Origin of the sequence: Streptomyces sp. LaBMicrA B280 (genome assembly GCF_049222185.1) — a bacterium.
GTDB classification, from domain to species: Bacteria; Actinomycetota; Actinomycetes; order Streptomycetales; family Streptomycetaceae; genus Streptomyces; species Streptomyces murinus.
The window spans coordinates 76,211-95,601 of the sequence record NZ_JBMJCT010000009.1; the positions used below are offsets into that span (position 1 = coordinate 76,211).

Below are 19,391 nucleotides of genomic sequence, written 5' to 3' on the forward strand. Positions count from 1 at the left end.
CGCGCCGGATCAGAGCACCTTGGCCCGGATCAGAGCACCTTGGCCCGGATCAGCGCCGACAGCACCAGCGCGCCCGGCAGCAGCGGCAGCCAGTCCGTCACCACCCGGTAGCCGATCACGGTCGCCGTCGCGGGGGCGGGCTCCGCGCCGAAGGCCACCAGCGTCCACAGCAGCGCCGCGTCCACCGCGAACCCGCCGGGCACCGGGGCGGCACCCACCGCCGTGCCCGCGGCCAGGAACGCCAGCGCCACCTCCGCGAAGGACAGCCCGAGCCCGAGCGCCGCCCCGACACAGCCGAGCGCCCCCGCCTGCACCAGCGGCATCGCCACCGCCCCGCCCCACAGCGCCAGCACCCGGCAGGGCCGCGCGTGCACCACCCGGACATCGGCGAGCGCGGTGCGCACCAAGCCGGTCACCGGCCGCCGCAACGGCCGTACGACGGTCAGCAGCACCCCCGCCCCGGTGACCACCCCGCCCGCGACCACCGCGACCGGCACCAGCTGGGGGCCGTCCGGCACCAGATCGCCCAGGCGTCGCCAGGCCGGTGAGACCGCCAGGAACACCAGCAGGACGAGCGTCTTCGCGGTGCCCTTGACCAGCGAGTACAGGCCGATCGAGGCGGTGGCCCGGTCCAGCGGCACCCCGCGCGCCCGCAGAAAGCGCACGGTGACGGCGTGCGCGCCGAGTCCGCCGGGCAGCGCGTGATTCGCGGCACCGGCGGCGAACTGCGACGCCAGCAGCAGCCCCGCCGGCAGCCGGTCCGGGAGCGCGCCCTGCCGTACACAGGAGGCCGCCACCCAGGTCAGACACGTACAGCCGAGCCCGGCCAGCAGCCAGCGGGGATCGGCCGCCACGAGCCGCCGCACCCCCTCGTACACCACGGGCCGGTTCGCGACGGCCCAGCAGAGCGCGATCAGCAGCGGGGCCAGACACAGCGCGAGGCGCAGGGTCCGGCCGGAGCGCGACGGGGCGGTCCGGGCCGGAGCCTTCGGCACGGGGCCGTCGGGAGCGGTGACGAGGGGAGACGGTGCGGACACGGGGACGTCGTCCTTCCGCGGCGGGGGCCCGGGGGCAGGCGGGGCGGGCGAAACCGGGGGGAGCCTTCCCCCGCCGGATGACACCGGGATGTCCGCGAACCCAATGCTCGGGGGCGGCCCGGTGCCGCCCGGAGGGCGCACGCCGAGCGGCCGTTCACCGCCGACCGGGTAGCCTTCTTTGGGGAGCGCTTTACACAGCGCTTCCGCGCAAGGTCAGCGGCAGGGGAGGATCCCGCGGTGCATGTCCAGGAATGGCTCGACTCGGTCCCGGCGGTAGCCGTCTACGCCGTGGTGGCCCTGGTGATCGGCGTCGAGAGCCTCGGCATTCCGCTGCCCGGCGAGATCGTGCTGGTCTCGGCGGCGCTGATGTCCTCCCAGCACTCCCACATCAACCCGCTGATCCTGGGCGCCTGCGCCACCGCGGGCGCGGTGATCGGCGACTCCATCGGCTACGCCATCGGCCGCAAGGGCGGCCGCCCGCTGCTGGCCTGGCTGGGCAACAAGTTCCCGAGGCACTTCGGCGAGGCCCATGTGGCGACCGCCGAGCGCTCGTTCCAGAAGTGGGGCATGTGGGCCGTCTTCTTCGGCCGCTTCATCGCCCTGCTGCGCATCTTCGCGGGCCCCCTCGCCGGCGTCCTGCACATGCCCTACTGGAAGTTCCTGATCGCCAACATCCTCGGCGGCATCTGCTGGGCCGGCGGCACCACCGCCGCCGTCTACTACGTGGGCGTCGTCGCCGAGGGCTGGCTGAAGAAGTTCTCGTACGTGGGTCTGGGGGCGGCGGTCGTCATCGGTCTGGCGACGATGCTGATCGTGAAGCGGAAGACGAAGAAGGCCCAGCAGGAGCTGTCCCAGCGGGAACCTGTCAACGCCGGCGAGTGACCGCGCCCCTCAAGGGGCGCGGGGGACCGCGCGACAGGCCACGTGCAACCGTCGTCGCCGACCCGCCTCGTACTCCAGTCCGACTTCGTGAGTTACGTAGTTCGCGGTTCGGCGATTCGTCGTCGGTAGGGGCTGTGCCGGGCTGTGACCTGGTGGGACCTGCGCCAGTTTGACCAGCTCAGGAGCGTGGCGGGACTTAAGGGTGTTGGGAACAGTCCAGCGATCAAGTGGCGGATCTCGGGGAGGGTGATGTGACGATGCCAGGAGGTCCAGTGGCGGACCTGATACTGGTCCAGGCCGACCTGGCCCTTGGCGGCTTGGAAGCACTCCTCGATGCACCAGCGGATACCGGCCACGCGCACCAGGTCCGACAGGGCCACATGCCGGGGTGACCAGCAGAGGTAGAAGGCGAGTTCGCCGGTGGCGGTGTTGCGCCGAACCAGCAGATGGTGGTGACCGTCGGTGCCGATCTCCACCCAGGCCCAGTCGTAGTAGCGCGGGCCCTTCGCCCCGGCGCCGGCACTCTGCCGATGCCACGCGGCGGTGGTGGACAGGCAGCCGATCGCTTTCTCGGCGGGTACAGAGGTGCGGTCCTGATTGATCCTCACGCGGGTGGTGCGAGCGGTGGCCAGTACGTAGCCGATCCCACGCGCCTCCAGCCCGGCGCGCAGGTCGGGATCCTGTCCGTAGACCTCGTCGCCGGTCACCCAGGAGGTCGACAGGCCTGCGTCAAGTGCGGCAGCGATCATCTCCAGGGCCAGACGGGGCTTGGTCGCGAATTCGACCGCGTCGGGCACCCCTGCCAGGCTGCGGCGTTCGTCGTCCGCGCACCATGTGTGCTCGGGCAGGTAGAGCCGACGGTCGATCAGCGCCCGTCCCCGGGCAGAGGCGTACGCGAGGAAGACGCCGATCTGGCTGTTCTCGATCCGCCCGGCGGTGCCGGTGCACTGGCGCTGTACGCCGGCCGAGCGGTGCCCCTTCTTCAAGAAGCCCGTCTCGTCCACGATCAGCACTCCGTCGCTGGTGCCGAGGTTCTCCAGGACGTAGGTCCGCACGTCGTCGCGGACCGCGTCCCAGCGCGCGTCGCGCAGGAGGTGTTGCATCCGACCCGGGCGGGCCAGGCCGGCTTGTTCGGCCAGCCCCCAGCAGTTCTTGCGCTCGACGCCGGACAGCAGTCCGAGCACGAATGCGCGGGCGGTCGCCCGGGGTTCCACGCGCCGGAACCGGCCCGCGATCCGCGCTATCGCCTGGTCGAACATGGCCCGTCAACGGGCAGGGTCTACGCTATGGCCCGCGGCCACCGCACGGTCTTCAGGAGTCCACACAACCCTTGATGCTCTCGCGGTGGCCGCACTTGTCAGCCGCCGCAGTGCCCGCCGCCGTCGCCATCAGTCGTCGGCGGCGACCAGAAGGGTGAGAACGCCTGTGGAGCGGTCGACGAGGACGAGTTCATGGAACTCGATGTGGATGGGACCGTAGTCGTGGTGCGCGTCGTCGGGGAGATCCCTCAGCGCATACCGGCTCGTTGCCTGACGGATCGGTGTGTAGACCGCTTCATGCAGCCGCTTTTCGAGATCGGCGGGGATGCCAGCGCCGTCAGTGGCCCATGAGCTGATCACGCCAGTGGCGGTTGCCTCGTCAACGGCCAGGTACGTGTCCGGGGTGATGCGGTCCGACCACCACTGTCCATGGCGTGGTTCGAGCCATACGCCGGCCCCGTCGTACGTGTCCCGGAACTCCGGATGTGCGAGCAGGGCCGCCAGCAGGTCCCGGTCGTCCGGTGCGTCGTACGGCAGGTGGAAGCGCTTCATGTGGACCCACCGGTATCCGTGTCCCCGCCCGTCGGGGAAGGCGAAGTCCCGAAAGTTGATGAAGGGGCTGTCCCAGTGGGCGAGCGCTTGTGTCGACGGCATGCCGATCAGCATCGTCGAGCACGTCAGGCGAACAAAATCGCAGGCCGGTGGTGTCCGAGGGCGGTCACACGGATATGAATCTTGTGCTGTCAGCACTGAGCACGCCAGATGGCGACCGAAGTGCTCAAGGGTTTACGAGATCACGAAGTCGTACTGGAGTACTAGCGATGCACGTCCTTGTGCGCCTGCGCCAGGTCCGCGTACGACGTGCCGTTGAGGGTGACCCCCTCCTTCTCCTCCGGCGACAGCTCACGCCGCACCTTCGCCGGCACCCCCGCCACCAACGACCCCGGCGGCACCACCATCCCCTGCGGCACCAGCGCCTGCGCCGCCACCAGCGAGCCCGCCCCGATCACCGCGCCGTTGAGCACGGTCGCCCCCATCCCGATCAGGCAGTCGTCCTCGACCGTCGCGCCGTGCACCACGGCGTTGTGCCCGATGGACACCCGCTCGCCGATGGTCACCGGGAACCCGGGATCGGCGTGCAGCGTCACGTTGTCCTGCACATTCGCGCGCGCCCCCACAGTGATCGTCTCGACGTCCCCGCGCACCACCGCGCCGTACCAGACGCTCGCCCCCGCGCCCAGCGTCACGTCCCCGATCACCGAAGCCGTCGGCGCCACGAACGCCTCCGCGTCCACCCGCGGCTCCTTGCCGCCGATGCCCACGATCAGTGCCGCCTGCGTCATCACCGTCTCCTCGCGTCGATCAGTACACCGATAAGTACATCGATAAGTACGTCGATAGGTACTCCGATAAGCACTCCGCACGGTACGGCAGGCGGTGGGGCAAAGATCACAGCGGTCCGGCCTCTCGCCGAACGCAACCCGTGAGTAACGTGACCCCGTGCCAAAGCGCAAGAACACGTTCTCATCCTGGCGCCATGGCCTCGCCCAGCGTGCCGTCCACGCGGCCTGGGCCTGGGTCCAGCGGACCGGTTCCGTCACGGCGGAGCACCCCGGGCGCCTGCGTTTCGGCGCCATCGGCGAGGCCACCCGGCTCGCCTTCCCGCTCGGCACGGTCTTCGGTGAGCCCTGGATCCGGCTCGGCTCCCACTGCATCATCGCCGAGCAGGTCACCCTGACCGCCGGTCTGATGCCCGACCTGGACCTCGGCCCGGACCCGATCCTGCGCATCGGCGACGGCGTGGTGCTCGGCCGCGGCAGCCATGTCATCGCGGACACCACGGTGACCATCGGCCGCGACTGCTACTTCGGGCCGTACGTCTACGTCACCTCAACCAACCACTCCTACGACGACCCGCACGAGCCCATCGGCAGGCAGTGGCCCCGCATGGAGCCGGTGGAGATCGGCCCCGGCTGCTGGATCGGCACCGGCGCGGTGATCCTGCCGGGCGCGCGGATCGGCCGGAACGTCGTGGTCGCGGCCGGTGCCGTGGTGCGCGGCACGGTGCCCGACCATGCCGTGGTGGCCGGCGCTCCCGCCAAGGTCGTACGGCGCTGGACGCCCGAGGACGGCTGGCAGCCGCCGCTGCGGACCCCGGCGCCGGTGCCGATCCCGGACGGGACGACGCCGGGTCAGCTGCGCGCGCTGGCCGAGCTGGACGAGTCCGCGGTGGCCCGGCTCACCGAGCTGGAGACCGAGGGCTGAGCCGCTCAGCCGGTGGCCAGCAGTACCGTGCCGACCAGGGCGAGGCCCGCGCCCGCGGCCTGGACGGCGCGCAGCCGTTCGCTGAGGAAGCCGCGGGCGGCCAGCGCGGTCACCACCGGGTAGAGCGAGGCGAGGACGGCGGCCACGGTGACCGGGCCGTGCTGGGCGGCGACGGCGTAGGTGCCGTTGGCCGCCACATCGGCGAGGCCGACGAAGGCCAGCGCGGGCAGCGAGCGGTAGGGGAAACCGCCCTGGGGCAGGGCGCTGCCGCCGCGCCGCAGGGAGAGGGCGAGCACGGCACCGCCCACCGCGACATTGGTCAGCCGCTGCACGAACAGCGAGAGGTACAGGCCGGTGACCGTGGTGGACGCCTCGGCGATCAGGGCGAACACCGCCCCGAAACCGAGCGCCGCGACCAGCGTCAAAAGGACCGTGCGCCGCTCCACCGGCGCGCCCCGCAGCTGGGGACCGCCCGCGAGGACGACCCCGCCGACGGCGACCGCGATACCGGCGAGCTGGAGCAGCCCCGGCCGCTCGCCGAGGAACAGGCCCACGCCGACGGGCACGACGACGCCGAGCGTGGCGAGCGGCGAGACGACGCCCATCGGGCCGAGGGCCAGGGCCTTGTAGAAGGCCAGCAGGGCGATCGGACCGACCAGCCCCGCCGCGAACGCGAACCAGAGCCGGGGCTCGGCCGCGCTCCAGGCGCCCGTGGCGACGACGATCACGCCGAGGACGGCCGCCGCGATGGCCTGCGAGACGACGACCACGGTGAGCGCGGGCGCCCGTCGCGTCAGCAGCCCGCCGCCGAAGTCGGCCAGCCCCCACAACAGGCTGGTGGTCAGGGCGAAGAGGGCCGTCACGATGCCTCGCAGTACAGTTTGTTGAACGAACGGGTGCGCTTCACCGTAGTTCAGTGAATTGAACTACGTCATCCAAAGAAGTGAACCATCTCGGATAGTGGACGGAGCCGGACGGAACGTGTCGGACCTCGAATTGCTGACCCAGTCCCTGGCGCGCAACGTCAGGCACTGGCGCTCGGTGCGCGGTTTCACCCTGGACGTGCTCGCCGCCCGCGCCGGTGTCAGCCGCGGGATGCTGATCCAGATCGAGCAGGCCCGCACCAACCCGAGCATCGGCACCGTCGTCAAGATCGGCGACGCGCTCGGCGTCAGCGTCACCACCCTGCTCGACTACGAGCGCGGCCCCCGGGTCCGCGTCGTCCCCGCCGAGCGGGCGGTACGGCTGTGGCACACCGCGTCCGGCAGCTACAACCGGCTGCTCGCGGGCACCGAGGCGCCCGGCCCGCTGGAGCTCTGGGACTGGGTGCTGATGCCCGGGGACGAGAGCCCGGCGGAGCCGCACCCGCCCGGCACCGTGGAACTGGTCCATGTCACGGCGGGCGAGCTGACCCTCACGGTCGACGGCGAGGACCACCTCGTGCCGACCGGCGCCAGCGCCACCTTCGAGGCCCATGTCCCGCATGTCTACGCCAACCGCGGTGAGACCCCGATGGAGATGATGATGGCCGTCTCGGTGCCGCCCGTGCAGTGAGACGTGCCCGCGCCGGGCCGCCCCGCCTTGTTAGCGTGCGGCCATGCGCGCACCCATCGGAGACTTCGAGACCGCGACCCCGGTGACCGACTGCCTGGCCGAGCTGACCGAGCCGGTGGCCGAGGCCGTGCGGAACTGGTCCGCGGGGATCCCGGCCGACCGTGTCCTGTACGTCGACACCGACCCGGAGTGGGCCGACACCGCCGTCTTCGTGGAGCACTACGGCGCCGACCTGCCCGAGCGGTCGGCGAACTGCGTGGTGGTCGCCGCCAAGCGGGGCGGGGAGACCACGCTCGCCGCCTGCCTGGTGCTGTCCACCGCCCGGGTCGACGTCAACGGCGCGGTCCGCCGTCAACTGGGCGCCCGCAAGGCGTCGTTCGCCCCGATGGAGACGGCGACGGGGCGCAGCGGGATGGAGTACGGCGGCATCACCCCGATCGGACTGCCCGCCGACTGGCCCCTGTTGGTGGACCCGGCCGTCGTCGACCTGCCGTACGTCCTGGTCGGCAGCGGCCGCAGGCGGGGCAAACTCCTGGTGCCGGGCAAGGTGTTCGCCCAGCTGCCGGGGGCCGTGGTGCTGGAGGGGCTCGGCGTGGTCTGACCTCAGCCGGTCAGGTGGTGGGCCAGCGCCAGATGGGGATCGCGCTCGCCCGGCGCCGGTGCCGGATCCGCGTGCACGAGTGCGGCCGACAGCTTCGGCAGGGCGTGCAGCAGGGCGTGTTCGGCCTCGACGGCGATCGCGTGCGCCTGCCGCAGGGTGGCCTCGCCGTCCACCACGACCGTGAGTTCGGCCCGCAGCCGGTGCCCGATCCAGCGCAGCCGCAGCTCGCCCACCCGGTCCACGCCCGGCACCGCGCGCACCGCCCGCTCGGCGCGGTCCACCAGCGCCGGGTCCACGGCGTCCAGCATCCGCCGCAGCACCTCGCGCGCCGCGCCCCGCAGCACCAGGACGATCGCGGCGGTGATCGCCAACCCCACGACCGGGTCGGCGAGTTGGAGGCCGAGCGCGGATCCGGCGGCGCCCAGCAGCACGGCGAGCGAGGCGAAGCCGTCGGTACGGGCGTGCAGTCCGTCGGCGACGAGCGCGGCCGAGCCGATCCGGCGGCCCGTCCGGATCCGGTACCGGGCCACCCACTCGTTGCCCGCGAAGCCGACCAGCGCGGCCACCGCGACGGCGGGCACGTTCGCGACCGGGCGGGGGTCGAGCAGCCGTCCGACGGCGACCCAGGCGGCGAAGGCGGCGGAGGCGGCGATGGTCAGCACGATCACCAGGCCCGCGAGATCCTCGGCGCGGCCGTAACCGTAGGTGAAGCGCCGGTTCGCCGCGCGCCGCCCCAGCACGAAGGCGATGCCCAGCGGTACGGCGGTCAGCGCGTCGGCGCTGTTGTGCACCGTGTCGCCGAGCAGCGCGACCGAGCCGGAGACGGCCACCACGCCCGCCTGCGCAAGGGCGGTCGCGCCCAGCACGGCGAGCGAGACCCACAGGGCGCGCATGCCCTGGGCCGAGGACTCCAGCGCCGCGTCGAGCTTGTCGGCGGTCTCGTGGGAGTGCGGGGTGAGGAGATGGGCCAGGCGGTGGCGCGGGGATGAGGTGCCGTGCCGGTGCGGGCCGTGGTCGTGATGGTCGCTCACGAGGTCCCCTTCTGCTGGGCCGTGGTGGACGCGGGGCGCCCACGACGCCATTATGTGCGTATGAGCGCACGCATGCACCTGTCAGCTGCGCATCCTGCGCATCAGCACACCCCGGGCGAGGAGCAGTTCGCGCTCGCGGCGGAACTCCTCGCCCTGCTGGGCGACCGCACCCGGCTCACCCTGTTGCACGCCCTGACCTCGGGCGAGGCCGACGTCAGCACCCTCACCGAAGCCTGCGCCGCCGCCCGCCCCGCCGTCAGCCAACACCTGGCCCGCCTCCGCCTCGCCGGCCTGGTCGACACCCGCAAGGAGGGCCGCCGCGTCGTCTACTCCCTGCGCCACGGCCACCTTCGCCGCCTGGTGGACGAGGCCCTGAAGACAGCGGACCACCGCCTTGCGGAGCGCGGGGCGGAGGAGGATCGAGGGGATCGGTAGGGGGCAGGGGGGGGCGGCCGAGCGGCATGCCCGCCGCTCCCCGGGCGGCGCCCGGCGGCCGTAGCGGCAAAACCGCACCCGAAACCGGTCACCACCCCCGTAACGCGGCGGTGCCCCGCCGGCCGGGGAGTGGTCGGTGGGGCACCCGGGGGAGGAGGGGGTCAGTGCGCGGGCGCGTCCGTCACCACGACCTCGTCGATGCTGCGCTCGATCGCCTCCGTCTTGGAGGCGGTCGCCTTGGCCCAGTAGTAGATGCCGAGGGAGAAGGCGGCGATGACCAGGATGTCCCAGTACAGCTTGATGTTGCCCTGGCTGCCCTCGCCGAAGCTGCCCTGCCAGGAGATCAGGCCGATGCCCAGCAGATAGACCGGCAGCCACTGCGCGGCCTTGAAGTCCATCCGGGGCGCGTCGGGCTTGCCCTTGAGGTTGGCCCACAGGGCGTAGGAGCCCATCAGGACGTAACCGAGGAGGATGGCGAAGGCCAGCCGCCACAGGGTGTTCCAGCCGCTCCAGTAGATGATCAGGTTGGCGACCACGAAGGACGCGGGCGAGATGAACTTGCCGAAGGGCAGCCGGTAGGGGCGTTCGAAGTGCGGCAGACGGTCGCTGAAGACGCCGTAGGCCAGCGGCGCGCCCGCGTACATCAGCACGCTCGCCGAGGTGATGAAGCCGACCAGCTCCTGCCAGCTCGGGAACGGCAGGAAGCAGAGGATGCCGGTCACGAAGGTGACGATCAGGCCGATCCACGGCACGCCGCGCTTGTCGGTCTTGGTGAGCGCCTTCGGGGCGTAGCCGTTCTTGGCCAGGCCGTAGGAGACGCGGGAGGTGGCGGTGGTGTAGATCAGGCCGGTGCCACCGGGGGAGATGATCGCGTCGACGTAGAGCACCCAGCCCAGCCAGCCGAGGCCGACCACGGTCGCGAGGCCCGCCCAGGGGCCGCTGATGCCGGCGTAGGCCAGCTTCCCCCAGCCGTGCGCGAAGGAGGCGTGCGGCAGCGCGGCGATGAACACGATCTGGAGCAGGATGTAGATACCGGCGCCGATGGCCACCGAGCCGAGCGTGGCGCGGGGCAGGTCGCGCTGCGGGTTGCGGCTCTCACCGGCCAGCTGGATGGCCTGCTCGAAGCCGAGCAGCGCGAAGATGATGCCGCTGGAGCTGATCGCGCCCAGCACACCCTTGGCGCCGAACGGGGCGAAGCCCTCCGAGGTGAAGTTGGAGCCGTGGAAGTTGCCGACGGCGATGATGAAGATCGCGGCGAGCGGGATCGCGATCTTCCACCAGGTGGCCGCGCTGTTGGTGTGCGCAAGGGCCCGGACGCCGAAGAAGTTGACGCCGACGAAGATCGCCATGAGAACGATTGCAGTAACGATTCCGCTGGTGGTCAGCGTGCCGTCCCCGCTCTGGAGCCCCTGGGCGAACTTCCAGTGACCGGCGTAGCCGATCATCGCCTCGACCTCGATGGGGGCCACGGTGGCCGCCTGCAGCCAGGAGAACCAGCCGAAGGACATACCGGCCAGGCCGCCGAAGGCGTAGTGCGGGTAGCGCGCCGTACCGCCCGCCACCGGGAACATGCCGCCGAGCTCGGCGTGCACGAGCGCCAGCAGGACGATGGCCACCGTGCCGATCACCCACGAGATGATCGCCGCGGGGCCGGCCACGACGACGGCCTTCTCGGCGCCGTAGAGCCAGCCGGAGCCGATGATGGACCCCACGGAGGCCCACATCAGGCCGATGAGCCCCACGTCGCGGCGCAGGCCCCCGGTCTCACTCGTGGCTACCGGTGCAGCCTGGTCGACTTTCGTCATGCAAGTGGCCTCTCAGATCGTAAACGCGGTTTTAACGGGGAGGGAGGCCACAGGCTAGGAACGGTTTCCGTGTCGGCAAAAGACTGCTTACCAAATCTTGACCCAGGATCTTGTCCATCTTGGGGACAGGGTTTCCACAGCTCAGTCACCGTGTGCGAATGTCAATATTCATCAGCGAATTGTGATGAAGAAGTTCTGACACTAGGTCAAGCGTGGAATTTCGATCGCGGGGCAGCGGTCCATGACCATGTCCAGACCGGCCGCGCGAGTACGACCGCAAGCGTCTTCGTCGACGACGCCGAGCTGGAACCAGACCGCCTTCGCGCCCTTCGCCACCGCCTCGTCGGCCACCGCGCCCGCCAGTGAGCTGTTGACGAAGACGTCCACCACGTCGACGTCGAAGGGGATGTCCGCGAGCGAGGCGTAGCCCTGCTCCCCGTGCACCGTCTCCGCCTTCGGATGCACCGGCACGATCCGCTTGCCGTACCGCTGGAGCACCTGCGCCACCCGGTACGCGGGCCGGGCGGAATTACCGGACAGGCCGACCACCGCCCAGGTATCGCCCCGTTCGGTCAGAATCCTGCGAATCGCCGCCTCTTCGTCGTACACGTCCGCCTCCTGTGTGGTGTGTGCCGCTTTCCGCTGCCGTCAACCGGCCCCGGGAGGCACCGATTCCCGGCCCCCGGAGGCACAGATTCCCGTCTCCCTACCCCGCCACGGTGTCCGGAATCGGCGCGCGGTGCCAGCGGGAAGGCCCGCGCGCGCCTACGCTCGGCCCGTGCTGCGCATCCTCGACGCCCGAACCGGTGAGCCCGTCGCCGCCGCGCCCGCCCGCCGCGGCTTGACCCGTATCGAGGCCCGTGCCCCCGGGTCCGGCCTGACGTCCCTGCGGGTGCTGCTGACCGCCGACCTCCTCGCCCGCGCCCTCGAACTGAACGGCCTCCAGGCCTGGCCGACCGCCCCCGGTCAGTCCCCGGACCTGCGCTCCGCCGCCGACGCCCTCGCCGTCCGCCCCTTCGAACAGGCGCACGGACCGGCGTTCGCGGAGGCGGGAGTGGTGCGGGTGACGGCGGGGGACGCGGACCCGGCCGCCGAGGGCGAGGGGCCGGTGCTGGCCGTGGCGCCCGTGGTGTGGACGGGCGACGCGGAGCCCCCGCTGTCGGACCCCGCGCTGCTCGCCGACCCCACCGCCCTGCGCCTCGCCCTCCTCTCCGTCCGGCACGGGCAGGCCGTCACGCTGGACGAGGCGACCCTGGAGCGTGCCGCCGAGCGGCTGGCCGGCTGGCGGCGGGACGTGGCCGGCTGGGCGCGAGGGCCCTCGCGGAGGGCCCTCGCGGCCGGTGCCGGAGGCGGTGCGCGCGCGGCTCACCGAGGCGTGGGAGGACGATCTGGGCATGCCGGACGTGCTGGCGGCGCTGGCGGCGGCCGCGGCCGATCCCGCGATCGCCGACGGCGCCCGGTTCGAGACGTTCGCCTACGCCGACCGGCTGCTCGCCCTCGAACTCGCCCGCGACCTCGGGACGGCCGGGTGAGCGACCGCGCGGGCACCGGTCCGCTGCGCCGCCTCGTCGTGCTCAGACACGCCAAGTCGGCCTGGCCCGAGGGCGTGCCCGACCACCGCAGGCCGCTCGCGCCGCGCGGTCTGCGGGACGCCCCCGCCGCGGGCCGCGCCCTCGCCGAGGCCGACCTGCTGCCCGACCTCGCCCTGTGCTCCACCGCCGTACGCGCCCGCCGGACCTGGCAGCTCGCCTCCGACGAATGGGGCACCCCGCCCCGGGTGCGCTACGAACCCCGGCTGTACGAGGCCGACGTGGCGGACCTGCTGGAGGTCGTGCGCGAGGCCCCGCCCGAGGTGGAGACGCTGCTCCTGGTCGGACACAACCCGGGCCTGGAGGACCTCGTCCTGGCGCTGGCCGGGGACGGTCTGGACGACAGCCTGGAGCGGCTGCGCGCCAAGTTCCCCACCTCCGCGGTCGCGGTCCTCGCCTGGCGCGGCACCGGCTGGGCCGCCCTCGCCCCCGGCGTCGCCCTGCTGACCTGGTTCACCGTGCCCCGGGGCAAGACCCGCGCCTGAGGCGCGCCCGGCGCCTGCGCATAGGCTGGCGGAATGCAGGACGAGTACCGCACAGTGGCCCGCGCGGGCGTGCACGAGACCGAGATCAACCGTTCCCGCTTCCTGTGCGCCCTCGCCCCGGCCGCCACCGAGCGGGAGGCACAGGACTTCGTCGCGGCCGTCCGCAAGGAGCACGCCGACGCCACCCACAACTGCTGGGCCTACGTCATCGGCGCCGACGCCTCCGTGCAGAAGGCCAGTGACGACGGCGAACCGGGCGGCACGGCCGGGGTCCCCATGCTCCAGATGCTGCTGCGCCGCGACATGCGGTACGTCGTCGCCGTCGTCACCCGCTACTACGGTGGCGTCAAGCTCGGCGCCGGCGGGCTCATCCGCGCCTACGGCGGTGCCGTCGGCGAGGCCCTGGACACCGTCGGCACCCGCACCCGGCGCCGCTTCCGGCTGGCCACGGTCACCGTCGACCACCAGCGCGCGGGCAAGCTCCAGAACGAGCTGCGCGCCACCGGCCGCGAGGTCCGCGACGTCCGCTACGGCGAGGCCGTCACCCTGGAGATCGGTCTGCCGGACGCCGACGTGGACGCCTTCCGGGGCTGGCTCGCCGACGCGACGGCGGGCGCGGCCGGATTCGAGCTGGGCGGCGAGGCGTACGGGGACGCCTGAAGCATTGGCGACAAAACGGTCATAACGCCCTTGTGGTGTGCGGGGTATGACGGGTGATACGGGCGGGACCGGCCGTGTTGTCGGACCCGGCCGTTAGTCTCGGGGGTCATGAGACTCCTGCACACGTCCGACTGGCATCTCGGCCGGGCCTTCCACCGGGTGAGCATGCTCGGGGCCCAGGCCGAGTTCATCGGACACCTGGTCGCCACCGTGCGCGAGCGCGCGGTGGACGCGGTGGTCGTGTCGGGAGACGTGTACGACCGCGCGGTGCCCCCGCTGGCCGCCGTCGAGCTGTTCGACGACGCCCTGCACCGCCTCGCCGGTCTTGGCGTGCCCACGGTGATGATCTCGGGCAACCACGACTCGGCCCGCCGCCTCGGCGTCGGCGCGGGACTCATCGACCGCGCCGGTATCCATCTGCGCACCGAGCCGTCCGCCGTCGCCACCCCGGTGGTGCTCGCCGACACCCATGGCGAGGTCGCCTTCTACGGGCTGCCGTACCTCGAACCCGCCCTGGTGAAGGACGAGTTCGGGGTCGAGAAGGCCGGACACGAGGCCGTGCTCGCGGCCGCCATGGACCGGGTCCGCGCCGACCTCGCGACCCGCCCGGCGGGCACCCGCTGCGTCGTCCTCGCCCATGCCTTCGTCACCGGCGGCCGGGCGAGCGACAGCGAGCGGGACATCACCGTCGGCGGGGTCGCCGCCGTACCGGCCGGGATCTTCGACGGCGCCGACTACACGGCCCTCGGCCATCTGCACGGCTGCCAGACCCTCACCGAGCGGGTGCGCTACTCCGGCTCCCCGCTCGCCTACTCCTTCTCCGAGGCCGACCACCGCAAGAGCATGTGGCTGATCGACCTCGCCGCCGACGGCGCCGTGACCGCCGAACGCCTCGACTGCCCGGTGCCCCGCCCGCTGGCCCGCATCCGGGGCACCCTGGAGGAACTGCTCGCCGACCCGGACCTCGACCGCCACACGGACGCCTGGATCGAGGCCACCCTCACCGACGCCGTCCGCCCGCCCGAGCCGATGGCCAGGCTCACCGAGCGCTTCCCGCACACCCTGAGCCTGGTCTTCGCCCCCGAACGCGCCCCCGATGACCCCGGGGCCTCCTACGCCCGCCGCCTCGCGGGCCGCAGCGACCAGCAGATCGCCCAGGACTTCGTCGCCCATGTCCGGGGCGCCGGACCCGACGAGCGGGAATCGGCCGTGCTGCGCGAGGCGTTCGACGCCGTCCGCGCGGACGCCGTCGTGCGGGAGGTGGCCAAGTGAGGCTGCACCGGCTCGACATCACCGCCTTCGGCCCCTTCGGCAGCACCCAGAGCGTCGACTTCGACGCCCTGTCCACCGCCGGACTCTTCCTGCTGCACGGCCCCACCGGCGCCGGCAAGACCTCCGTCCTGGACGCCGTCTGCTACGCGCTCTACGGCTCCGTCCCCGGCGCCCGCCAGAGCGGCGCGGGTCAGGGCATGAACCTGCGCAGCGACCACGCCGAGCCCCGCACCCGTACCGAGATCCGCCTCGAACTCACCGTCGCCGGACGCCGGTTGGAGGTCACCCGGCAGCCGCCCTGGGAGCGGCCCAAGCTGCGCGGCAAGGGCACCACCGTCGACAAGGCCCAGACCTGGCTGCGCGAGTACGACACCCGGGCGGGCGCCTGGAAGGACCTCAGCCGCTCCCACCAGGAGATCGGCGCCGAGTTCGAGCAGCTGCTCGGCATGAGCCGCGAGCAGTTCTGCCAGGTGGTGCTGCTGCCCCAGGGCGACTTCGCCCGCTTCCTGCGCGCGGACGCCGAGGCCCGGGGCCGGCTCCTCGGGCGACTCTTCGACACCCAGCGCTTCGCCGATGTGGAGAAGCGGCTCGCCGAGCGCCGCCGCGCCGCCGAGGCCCGGGTGCGCGAGGGCGACGCGGCCCTGCTCGCCGACGCCCACCGCATGCAGCAGGAGGCCGGCGACGCCATGGAGCTGCCCGAGCTGGCCCCGGGCGACCCGGGCCTGGCCGGGGCCGTGCTCGGCGCCGCCGCCGTCGCCCGCAGCACCGCCCGGGAGCGCCTCGCCGTCGCCCACAGCCGTCTCACCGCCGCCGAGGCCGCCCGCGCCGACGCCCGCCACACCCTCGACGGCATCCGTGAACTCGCCCGTCTCCAGGGCCGGTTCACGGAGGCGCGGCGCCGGGCCGAGCGGCTCCAGGGCCGGGCCGCCGAGCACCACGCCGATCAGGAGCGCATGGCGCGCTCCCGCAAGGCGGAGGCGGTCGCCCCCGCCCTTGAGCTGCGCGAGGAGGCGGAGCGGGAACACCGCCGGGCCGACGCCGCCGAGGCCCGCGCCCGGGGCCGGGGGGGGGGGGGGGGGGGGGGGGGGGGGGGGGGGGGGGGGGGGGGGGGGGGGGGGGGGGGGGGGGGGGGGGGGGGGGGCGAACTGGTCACGGAACGCGCCGGGCTGGACCGCCAGGAGCGCGCCGACGAGGATGTGCTGCGCGAGGCCGACGCCTGGCTGGACGGCTGGGAGGGCGCGCGTACGACGCTCCAGGCGCGCATCGACACCGCACAGGAGGCCGCGACCCGCGCCGAGCAACTCGCCGTTCTGCGCGAGCCCGCACAGCGCCGCCTGGCCGCCGCCCGCACCCGCGACGCCCGCGCCACCGAGCTGGAGACGGCCCGGCGGCGCGCTCAGGAAGCCGGTCAGCGGGCCCTGGACGCCCGCGCCCACTGGCTCGAACTCAAGGAACAGCGCCTCGACGGCATCGCCGCCGAACTCGCCGCCCACCTCACCGACGGCGCGCCCTGCGCGGTCTGCGGCGCCACCGAACACCCCGCGCCCGCCCGCAAGACCGCCGGACATGTGGACCGCGCGACCGAGGAGCGCGCCCACACCGCCTCCCAGGAGGCCGACCGGCGGCACACCGAGGAGGAGCGGCGCGTCGGCGCCATCGGCCAGGCCCTGGCCGTCGCCTCCGCCGAGGCGGGCGAGGCGTCCACCGCCCGACTCGAAGCCGAGGTGGCCGAGTTGGAGCAGGAGTACGCCCGAGCCCACCGCGCCGCCTCCGCGCTGCACGCCGCCCGCGAGGAGCTGCGGCGCGCCGAGCAGGAGCGCGAACGACGCCTCGCCGACCGGCAGGAGACCGCCGTACGGGCCGCCTCCCGGCTCACCCGGCGCGACGCCCTGGAGCATGAACAGGCCCAGCTGGAAAGCGAGTTGACGCAGGCGCGCGGCACCGCCGACAGCGTGGCCTCGCGCACCGCCCAGCGAGCAGCGGCTGCGGACGGCCGCCTCCGCCCGCGACGCAGCCGCCCGCTGCTGCGCCGAACTGGACCGCCTGTCCACCCGCGCGACCGAGGCCGTGCGCCGACTGGCCCCGCTGCGCGAGGAGTACGACCGCGTCGCCCGGCTCGCCGCCCTCACCGCGGGCACCGCCGCCGACAACGAGCGCAAGATGCGCCTGGAGTCGTACGTACTCGCCGCCCGCCTGGAGCAGGTCGCCGCCGCCGCGACCGCCCGCCTCCAGCGGATGTCCTCCGGCCGCTACACCCTCGTGCACTCCGACGGCCGCAGCGGACGCGGCCGCAGCGGGCTCGGGCTGCATGTCGTGGACGCCTGGACCGGCCGCGAGCGGGACACCGCGACCCTGTCCGGCGGCGAGACCTTCTTCGCCTCCCTCGCGCTCGCCCTCGGCCTCGCCGACGTCGTCACCGACGAGGCCGGCGGGGTGCGCCTGGACACCCTCTTCATCGACGAGGGCTTCGGCAGCCTGGACGACCAGACCCTGGACGAGGTCCTCGACGTCCTCGACGGACTGCGCGAACGCGACCGCAGCGTCGGCATCGTCAGCCATGTCGCCGACCTGCGCCGCCGCGTCCACGCCCAACTGGAGGTCCTCAAGGACCGCTCGGGCTCCAGGCTGCGCCAACGGGGCACCGGCTGACGGCAGTTGGCGCCTACGACGGGCGGGTTCGGCCGCCGTCTCGCGGGCGTGTAGGTTCTTCGCCCATGGCTCGGTTTGAAGATCGCGGAGTGCTGGAGTGGGTGGAGTCGGGCGGCGGCCCCCTGATCGCTGTTCCGGAGGTGGTCCTGCCGTTCTGGGCGGGCGCCGACAGCGAGGAGCTGGACACGGACTACGACCGGGCCTGTGAGGTCTCCGGATACGCCGGACTGCTCCCGGTCGGCGACAGCGCGGCCCTCGTCCTCGGCGACGAACCGGCCGCCACCTCCTATCTGCCCGAGCACACCGCCTTTGTGCGCTGGTCCGCCGCGGACTCCGAGCGCGACCTCTTGGCCGGGGTCCCCGCCGCGCTGGAGACGGCGGTGTGGGAGCGGGAGCTGCGCTGGGAGGTACCGGGACCCGTGGTGCTGTTCGACTCGGCCTGGCCGGGCGGCGAGGCGGAGCGGCAGGAGCATCTGCGGGTGCCGCTCACCGCGGGCTCGTACGCCGTGCGCGCCGGCTACGCCCAGCCGGGCGCCGAGACCTGGGTGGGGCTGGTCCAGCTCAGCAGACTCGGCTAGGGCCTGTTCTGGTTTCAGGGCCGGATGCCGTCGAAGGTGATCTCCAGGTGCCGGGGGCCGCGCAGCACCGCGTTCTCCCGGTACGGCGGCGGGTCCTGGACCAGGCGCGGGTTCTCCAGGCGCCGGGCCAGCTCGGTCAGCGCGATCTGTGTCTCCAGGCGGGCCAGCGGCGCCCCGAAGCAGATGTGGATGCCGCTGCCGAAGCCGAGGTGCTGGATGTCCTCGCGGTCCGGGTCGAAGCGCTCGGGGTCCTTGAACCGCTCCGGGTCCCGGTTGCCCGCGGCCAGCACCAGCCAGATCCGGGAGCCCTTGGGGATGGTCACCCCGCGCACCTCGATGTCGGTGATGCAGGTGCGCTGCGGCACCAGCTGCACCGGCGGCTCGTAGCGCAGCAGCTCCTCCACGAGCCGGGGCGCGAGGTCCGGCTCATGGCGCAGCCGCTCCAGCACGTCCGGATGGCGCAGCAGCGTCAGCATGCCGTTGGTGATCAGGTTGACGGTCGTCTCGTGGCCCGCGATCAGCAGCAGCACGGAGGTGCTGAGCACCTCCATCATCGTCATCGCGCCGTCCGGGCCACGGCTGTTCACCAGGTCGGACAGCAGATCGTCACGCGGCTCCTTGGCGCGCTCCTCGGCCAGCCCCGCCAGATACATGCCGAGCTGCATCCGGGCCTCGCGCGCGGTCCTCGCGAACTCCTCGTCCGCCTCCTGCCGGGTCCCCGGGTCGAGGCTCGCCACCAGCGGATCGACCCAGGCGCGAAAGCGCGGCTCGTCCTCCCGGGGCACCCCGAGCAGCCGGCAGATCACGGTCACCGGGAACGGATACGCGAACTCGTCGACCAGATCGATCCCGCGGGCGTCCCCGAGGCCGTCGATCAGGCCGGTGACGATCTCCCGCAGCTCGCCCCGCATGCCGTCGATCCGGCGCGGCCGGTGCGGCGGCCCGAAGGCGCTGTTGGCCATGCGCCGCAGCCGGTCGTGCTCGGGCGGGTCCAGGCGCAGGAACGACGGCGGCAGCCCGCCCGTCTCCTCCGACTGGAGCAGTGCGTCGTCCCCGGCGGCCGCCAGATTGGCCGCGTCGGAGCTGATCCGCGGATCGTGCAGCAGCGCCTCGATGTCCCAGTAGGAGCTGATGACGTAGGGGCCGCCCTCCTCCTCGTGCAGGACCGGCGTGGCGCGCAGCTCCCGGTACACCGGGTACGGGTCGGCGCGGTTGGCGAAGTCGGTGATCCGGCGCACGATCGAGTCTTGCGTCATGGGAAGTCCTCGGGACGAATTGGGCGGTCGCGG

General features: G+C 73.0%; 18 protein-coding genes and 1 pseudogene. 10 read left to right on the forward strand and 9 right to left on the reverse strand.

The features are described from left to right. Positions 1–29: 29 nt before the first annotated feature. Positions 30–1,037: a lysylphosphatidylglycerol synthase transmembrane domain-containing protein gene (locus ACLF5H_RS08975; protein ID WP_421675522.1), complete on the reverse strand. Its 1,008-nt coding sequence runs from the start codon at positions 1,035–1,037 to the stop codon at positions 30–32. A gap of 237 nt (positions 1,038–1,274) precedes the next feature. On the opposite strand from ACLF5H_RS08975, the gene ACLF5H_RS08980 reads away from it, so the two are divergent. Then, positions 1,275–1,919, forward strand: a complete 645-nt coding sequence (locus tag ACLF5H_RS08980) for a DedA family protein (protein WP_421675523.1) — start codon at positions 1,275–1,277, stop codon at positions 1,917–1,919. 92 nt (positions 1,920–2,011) lie between these two features. On the opposite strand, the gene ACLF5H_RS08985 is transcribed toward ACLF5H_RS08980, so the two are convergent. From ACLF5H_RS08985 to ACLF5H_RS08995, 3 genes are all read right to left on the reverse strand, one after another. Continuing rightward, complete coding sequence (locus ACLF5H_RS08985; protein WP_421675524.1) at positions 2,012–3,178, reverse strand: IS701 family transposase; 1,167 nt, start codon at positions 3,176–3,178, stop codon at positions 2,012–2,014. Between the two features lie 129 nt (positions 3,179–3,307). Then, a complete protein-coding gene (locus ACLF5H_RS08990) occupies positions 3,308–3,832 on the reverse strand; it encodes a hypothetical protein (RefSeq protein ID WP_421675525.1) in 525 nt (174 codons plus the stop codon). A gap of 161 nt (positions 3,833–3,993) precedes the next feature. Beyond that, complete coding sequence (locus tag ACLF5H_RS08995) at positions 3,994–4,521, reverse strand: gamma carbonic anhydrase family protein (protein WP_421675526.1); 528 nt, start codon at positions 4,519–4,521, stop codon at positions 3,994–3,996. Positions 4,522–4,678: 157 nt separating this feature from the next. On the opposite strand from ACLF5H_RS08995, the gene ACLF5H_RS09000 reads away from it, so the two are divergent. After that, positions 4,679–5,443, forward strand: coding sequence for an acyltransferase (locus ACLF5H_RS09000; protein ID WP_421675527.1), 765 nt, complete (start codon positions 4,679–4,681; stop codon positions 5,441–5,443). Positions 5,444–5,448: 5 nt separating this feature from the next. On the opposite strand, the gene ACLF5H_RS09005 is transcribed toward ACLF5H_RS09000, so the two are convergent. Further along, positions 5,449–6,306, reverse strand: a complete 858-nt coding sequence (locus ACLF5H_RS09005) for a DMT family transporter (RefSeq protein ID WP_421675528.1) — start codon at positions 6,304–6,306, stop codon at positions 5,449–5,451. 118 nt (positions 6,307–6,424) lie between these two features. On the opposite strand from ACLF5H_RS09005, the gene ACLF5H_RS09010 reads away from it, so the two are divergent. Beyond that, complete coding sequence (locus ACLF5H_RS09010; protein WP_421675529.1) at positions 6,425–6,997, forward strand: helix-turn-helix domain-containing protein; 573 nt, start codon at positions 6,425–6,427, stop codon at positions 6,995–6,997. Positions 6,998–7,040: 43 nt separating this feature from the next. Further along, positions 7,041–7,598, forward strand: coding sequence for a YbaK/EbsC family protein (locus tag ACLF5H_RS09015; protein WP_421675530.1), 558 nt, complete (start codon positions 7,041–7,043; stop codon positions 7,596–7,598). A 2-nt stretch (positions 7,599–7,600) separates the two neighbouring features. Here ACLF5H_RS09015 and ACLF5H_RS09020 read toward each other — a convergent pair whose 3' ends face one another. Next, positions 7,601–8,629, reverse strand: a complete 1,029-nt coding sequence (locus ACLF5H_RS09020) for a cation diffusion facilitator family transporter (protein WP_421675531.1) — start codon at positions 8,627–8,629, stop codon at positions 7,601–7,603. 60 nt (positions 8,630–8,689) lie between these two features. Between ACLF5H_RS09020 and ACLF5H_RS09025 the strand changes: the two genes are divergently transcribed. Next, entirely contained in the window at positions 8,690–9,064 is a 375-nt protein-coding gene (locus tag ACLF5H_RS09025; protein ID WP_421675532.1) for an ArsR/SmtB family transcription factor, read from the forward strand. Between the two features lie 161 nt (positions 9,065–9,225). On the opposite strand, the gene ACLF5H_RS09030 is transcribed toward ACLF5H_RS09025, so the two are convergent. Together ACLF5H_RS09030 and ACLF5H_RS09035 are read right to left on the reverse strand one after the other, a co-directional pair. Then, positions 9,226–10,869: an APC family permease gene (locus ACLF5H_RS09030; RefSeq protein ID WP_421675533.1), complete on the reverse strand. Its 1,644-nt coding sequence runs from the start codon at positions 10,867–10,869 to the stop codon at positions 9,226–9,228. 201 nt (positions 10,870–11,070) lie between these two features. Further along, positions 11,071–11,478, reverse strand: a complete 408-nt coding sequence (locus ACLF5H_RS09035; RefSeq protein ID WP_421675534.1) for a CoA-binding protein — start codon at positions 11,476–11,478, stop codon at positions 11,071–11,073. Positions 11,479–12,397: 919 nt separating this feature from the next. On the opposite strand from ACLF5H_RS09035, the gene ACLF5H_RS09040 reads away from it, so the two are divergent. The 5 genes and pseudogenes from ACLF5H_RS09040 to ACLF5H_RS09060 all read left to right on the forward strand — a co-directional run bounded on the left by ACLF5H_RS09040 (position 12,398) and on the right by ACLF5H_RS09060 (position 18,102). Further along, on the forward strand, positions 12,398–12,943 hold the full coding sequence (locus ACLF5H_RS09040) for a SixA phosphatase family protein (protein ID WP_421675620.1): 546 nt from the start codon (positions 12,398–12,400) through the stop codon (positions 12,941–12,943). A gap of 33 nt (positions 12,944–12,976) precedes the next feature. Further along, on the forward strand, positions 12,977–13,603 hold the full coding sequence (locus ACLF5H_RS09045) for a YigZ family protein (protein WP_421675535.1): 627 nt from the start codon (positions 12,977–12,979) through the stop codon (positions 13,601–13,603). 108 nt (positions 13,604–13,711) lie between these two features. After that, positions 13,712–14,875: an exonuclease SbcCD subunit D gene (locus tag ACLF5H_RS09050; protein ID WP_421675536.1), complete on the forward strand. Its 1,164-nt coding sequence runs from the start codon at positions 13,712–13,714 to the stop codon at positions 14,873–14,875. Continuing rightward, positions 14,872–17,524: pseudogene (locus ACLF5H_RS09055) on the forward strand (AAA family ATPase). Before ACLF5H_RS09050 ends, ACLF5H_RS09055 begins: the two are co-directional and overlap by 4 nt. Before the next feature lie 89 nt (positions 17,525–17,613). Continuing rightward, positions 17,614–18,102: an immunity 21 family protein gene (locus ACLF5H_RS09060; RefSeq protein WP_421675537.1), complete on the forward strand. Its 489-nt coding sequence runs from the start codon at positions 17,614–17,616 to the stop codon at positions 18,100–18,102. A gap of 14 nt (positions 18,103–18,116) precedes the next feature. On the opposite strand, the gene ACLF5H_RS09065 is transcribed toward ACLF5H_RS09060, so the two are convergent. Continuing rightward, positions 18,117–19,358 carry a cytochrome P450 gene (locus tag ACLF5H_RS09065; protein ID WP_421675538.1) on the reverse strand — a complete coding sequence of 414 codons (1,242 nt, stop codon included), beginning with the start codon at positions 19,356–19,358 and terminating at the stop codon, positions 18,117–18,119. Positions 19,359–19,391 lie beyond the last annotated feature (33 nt).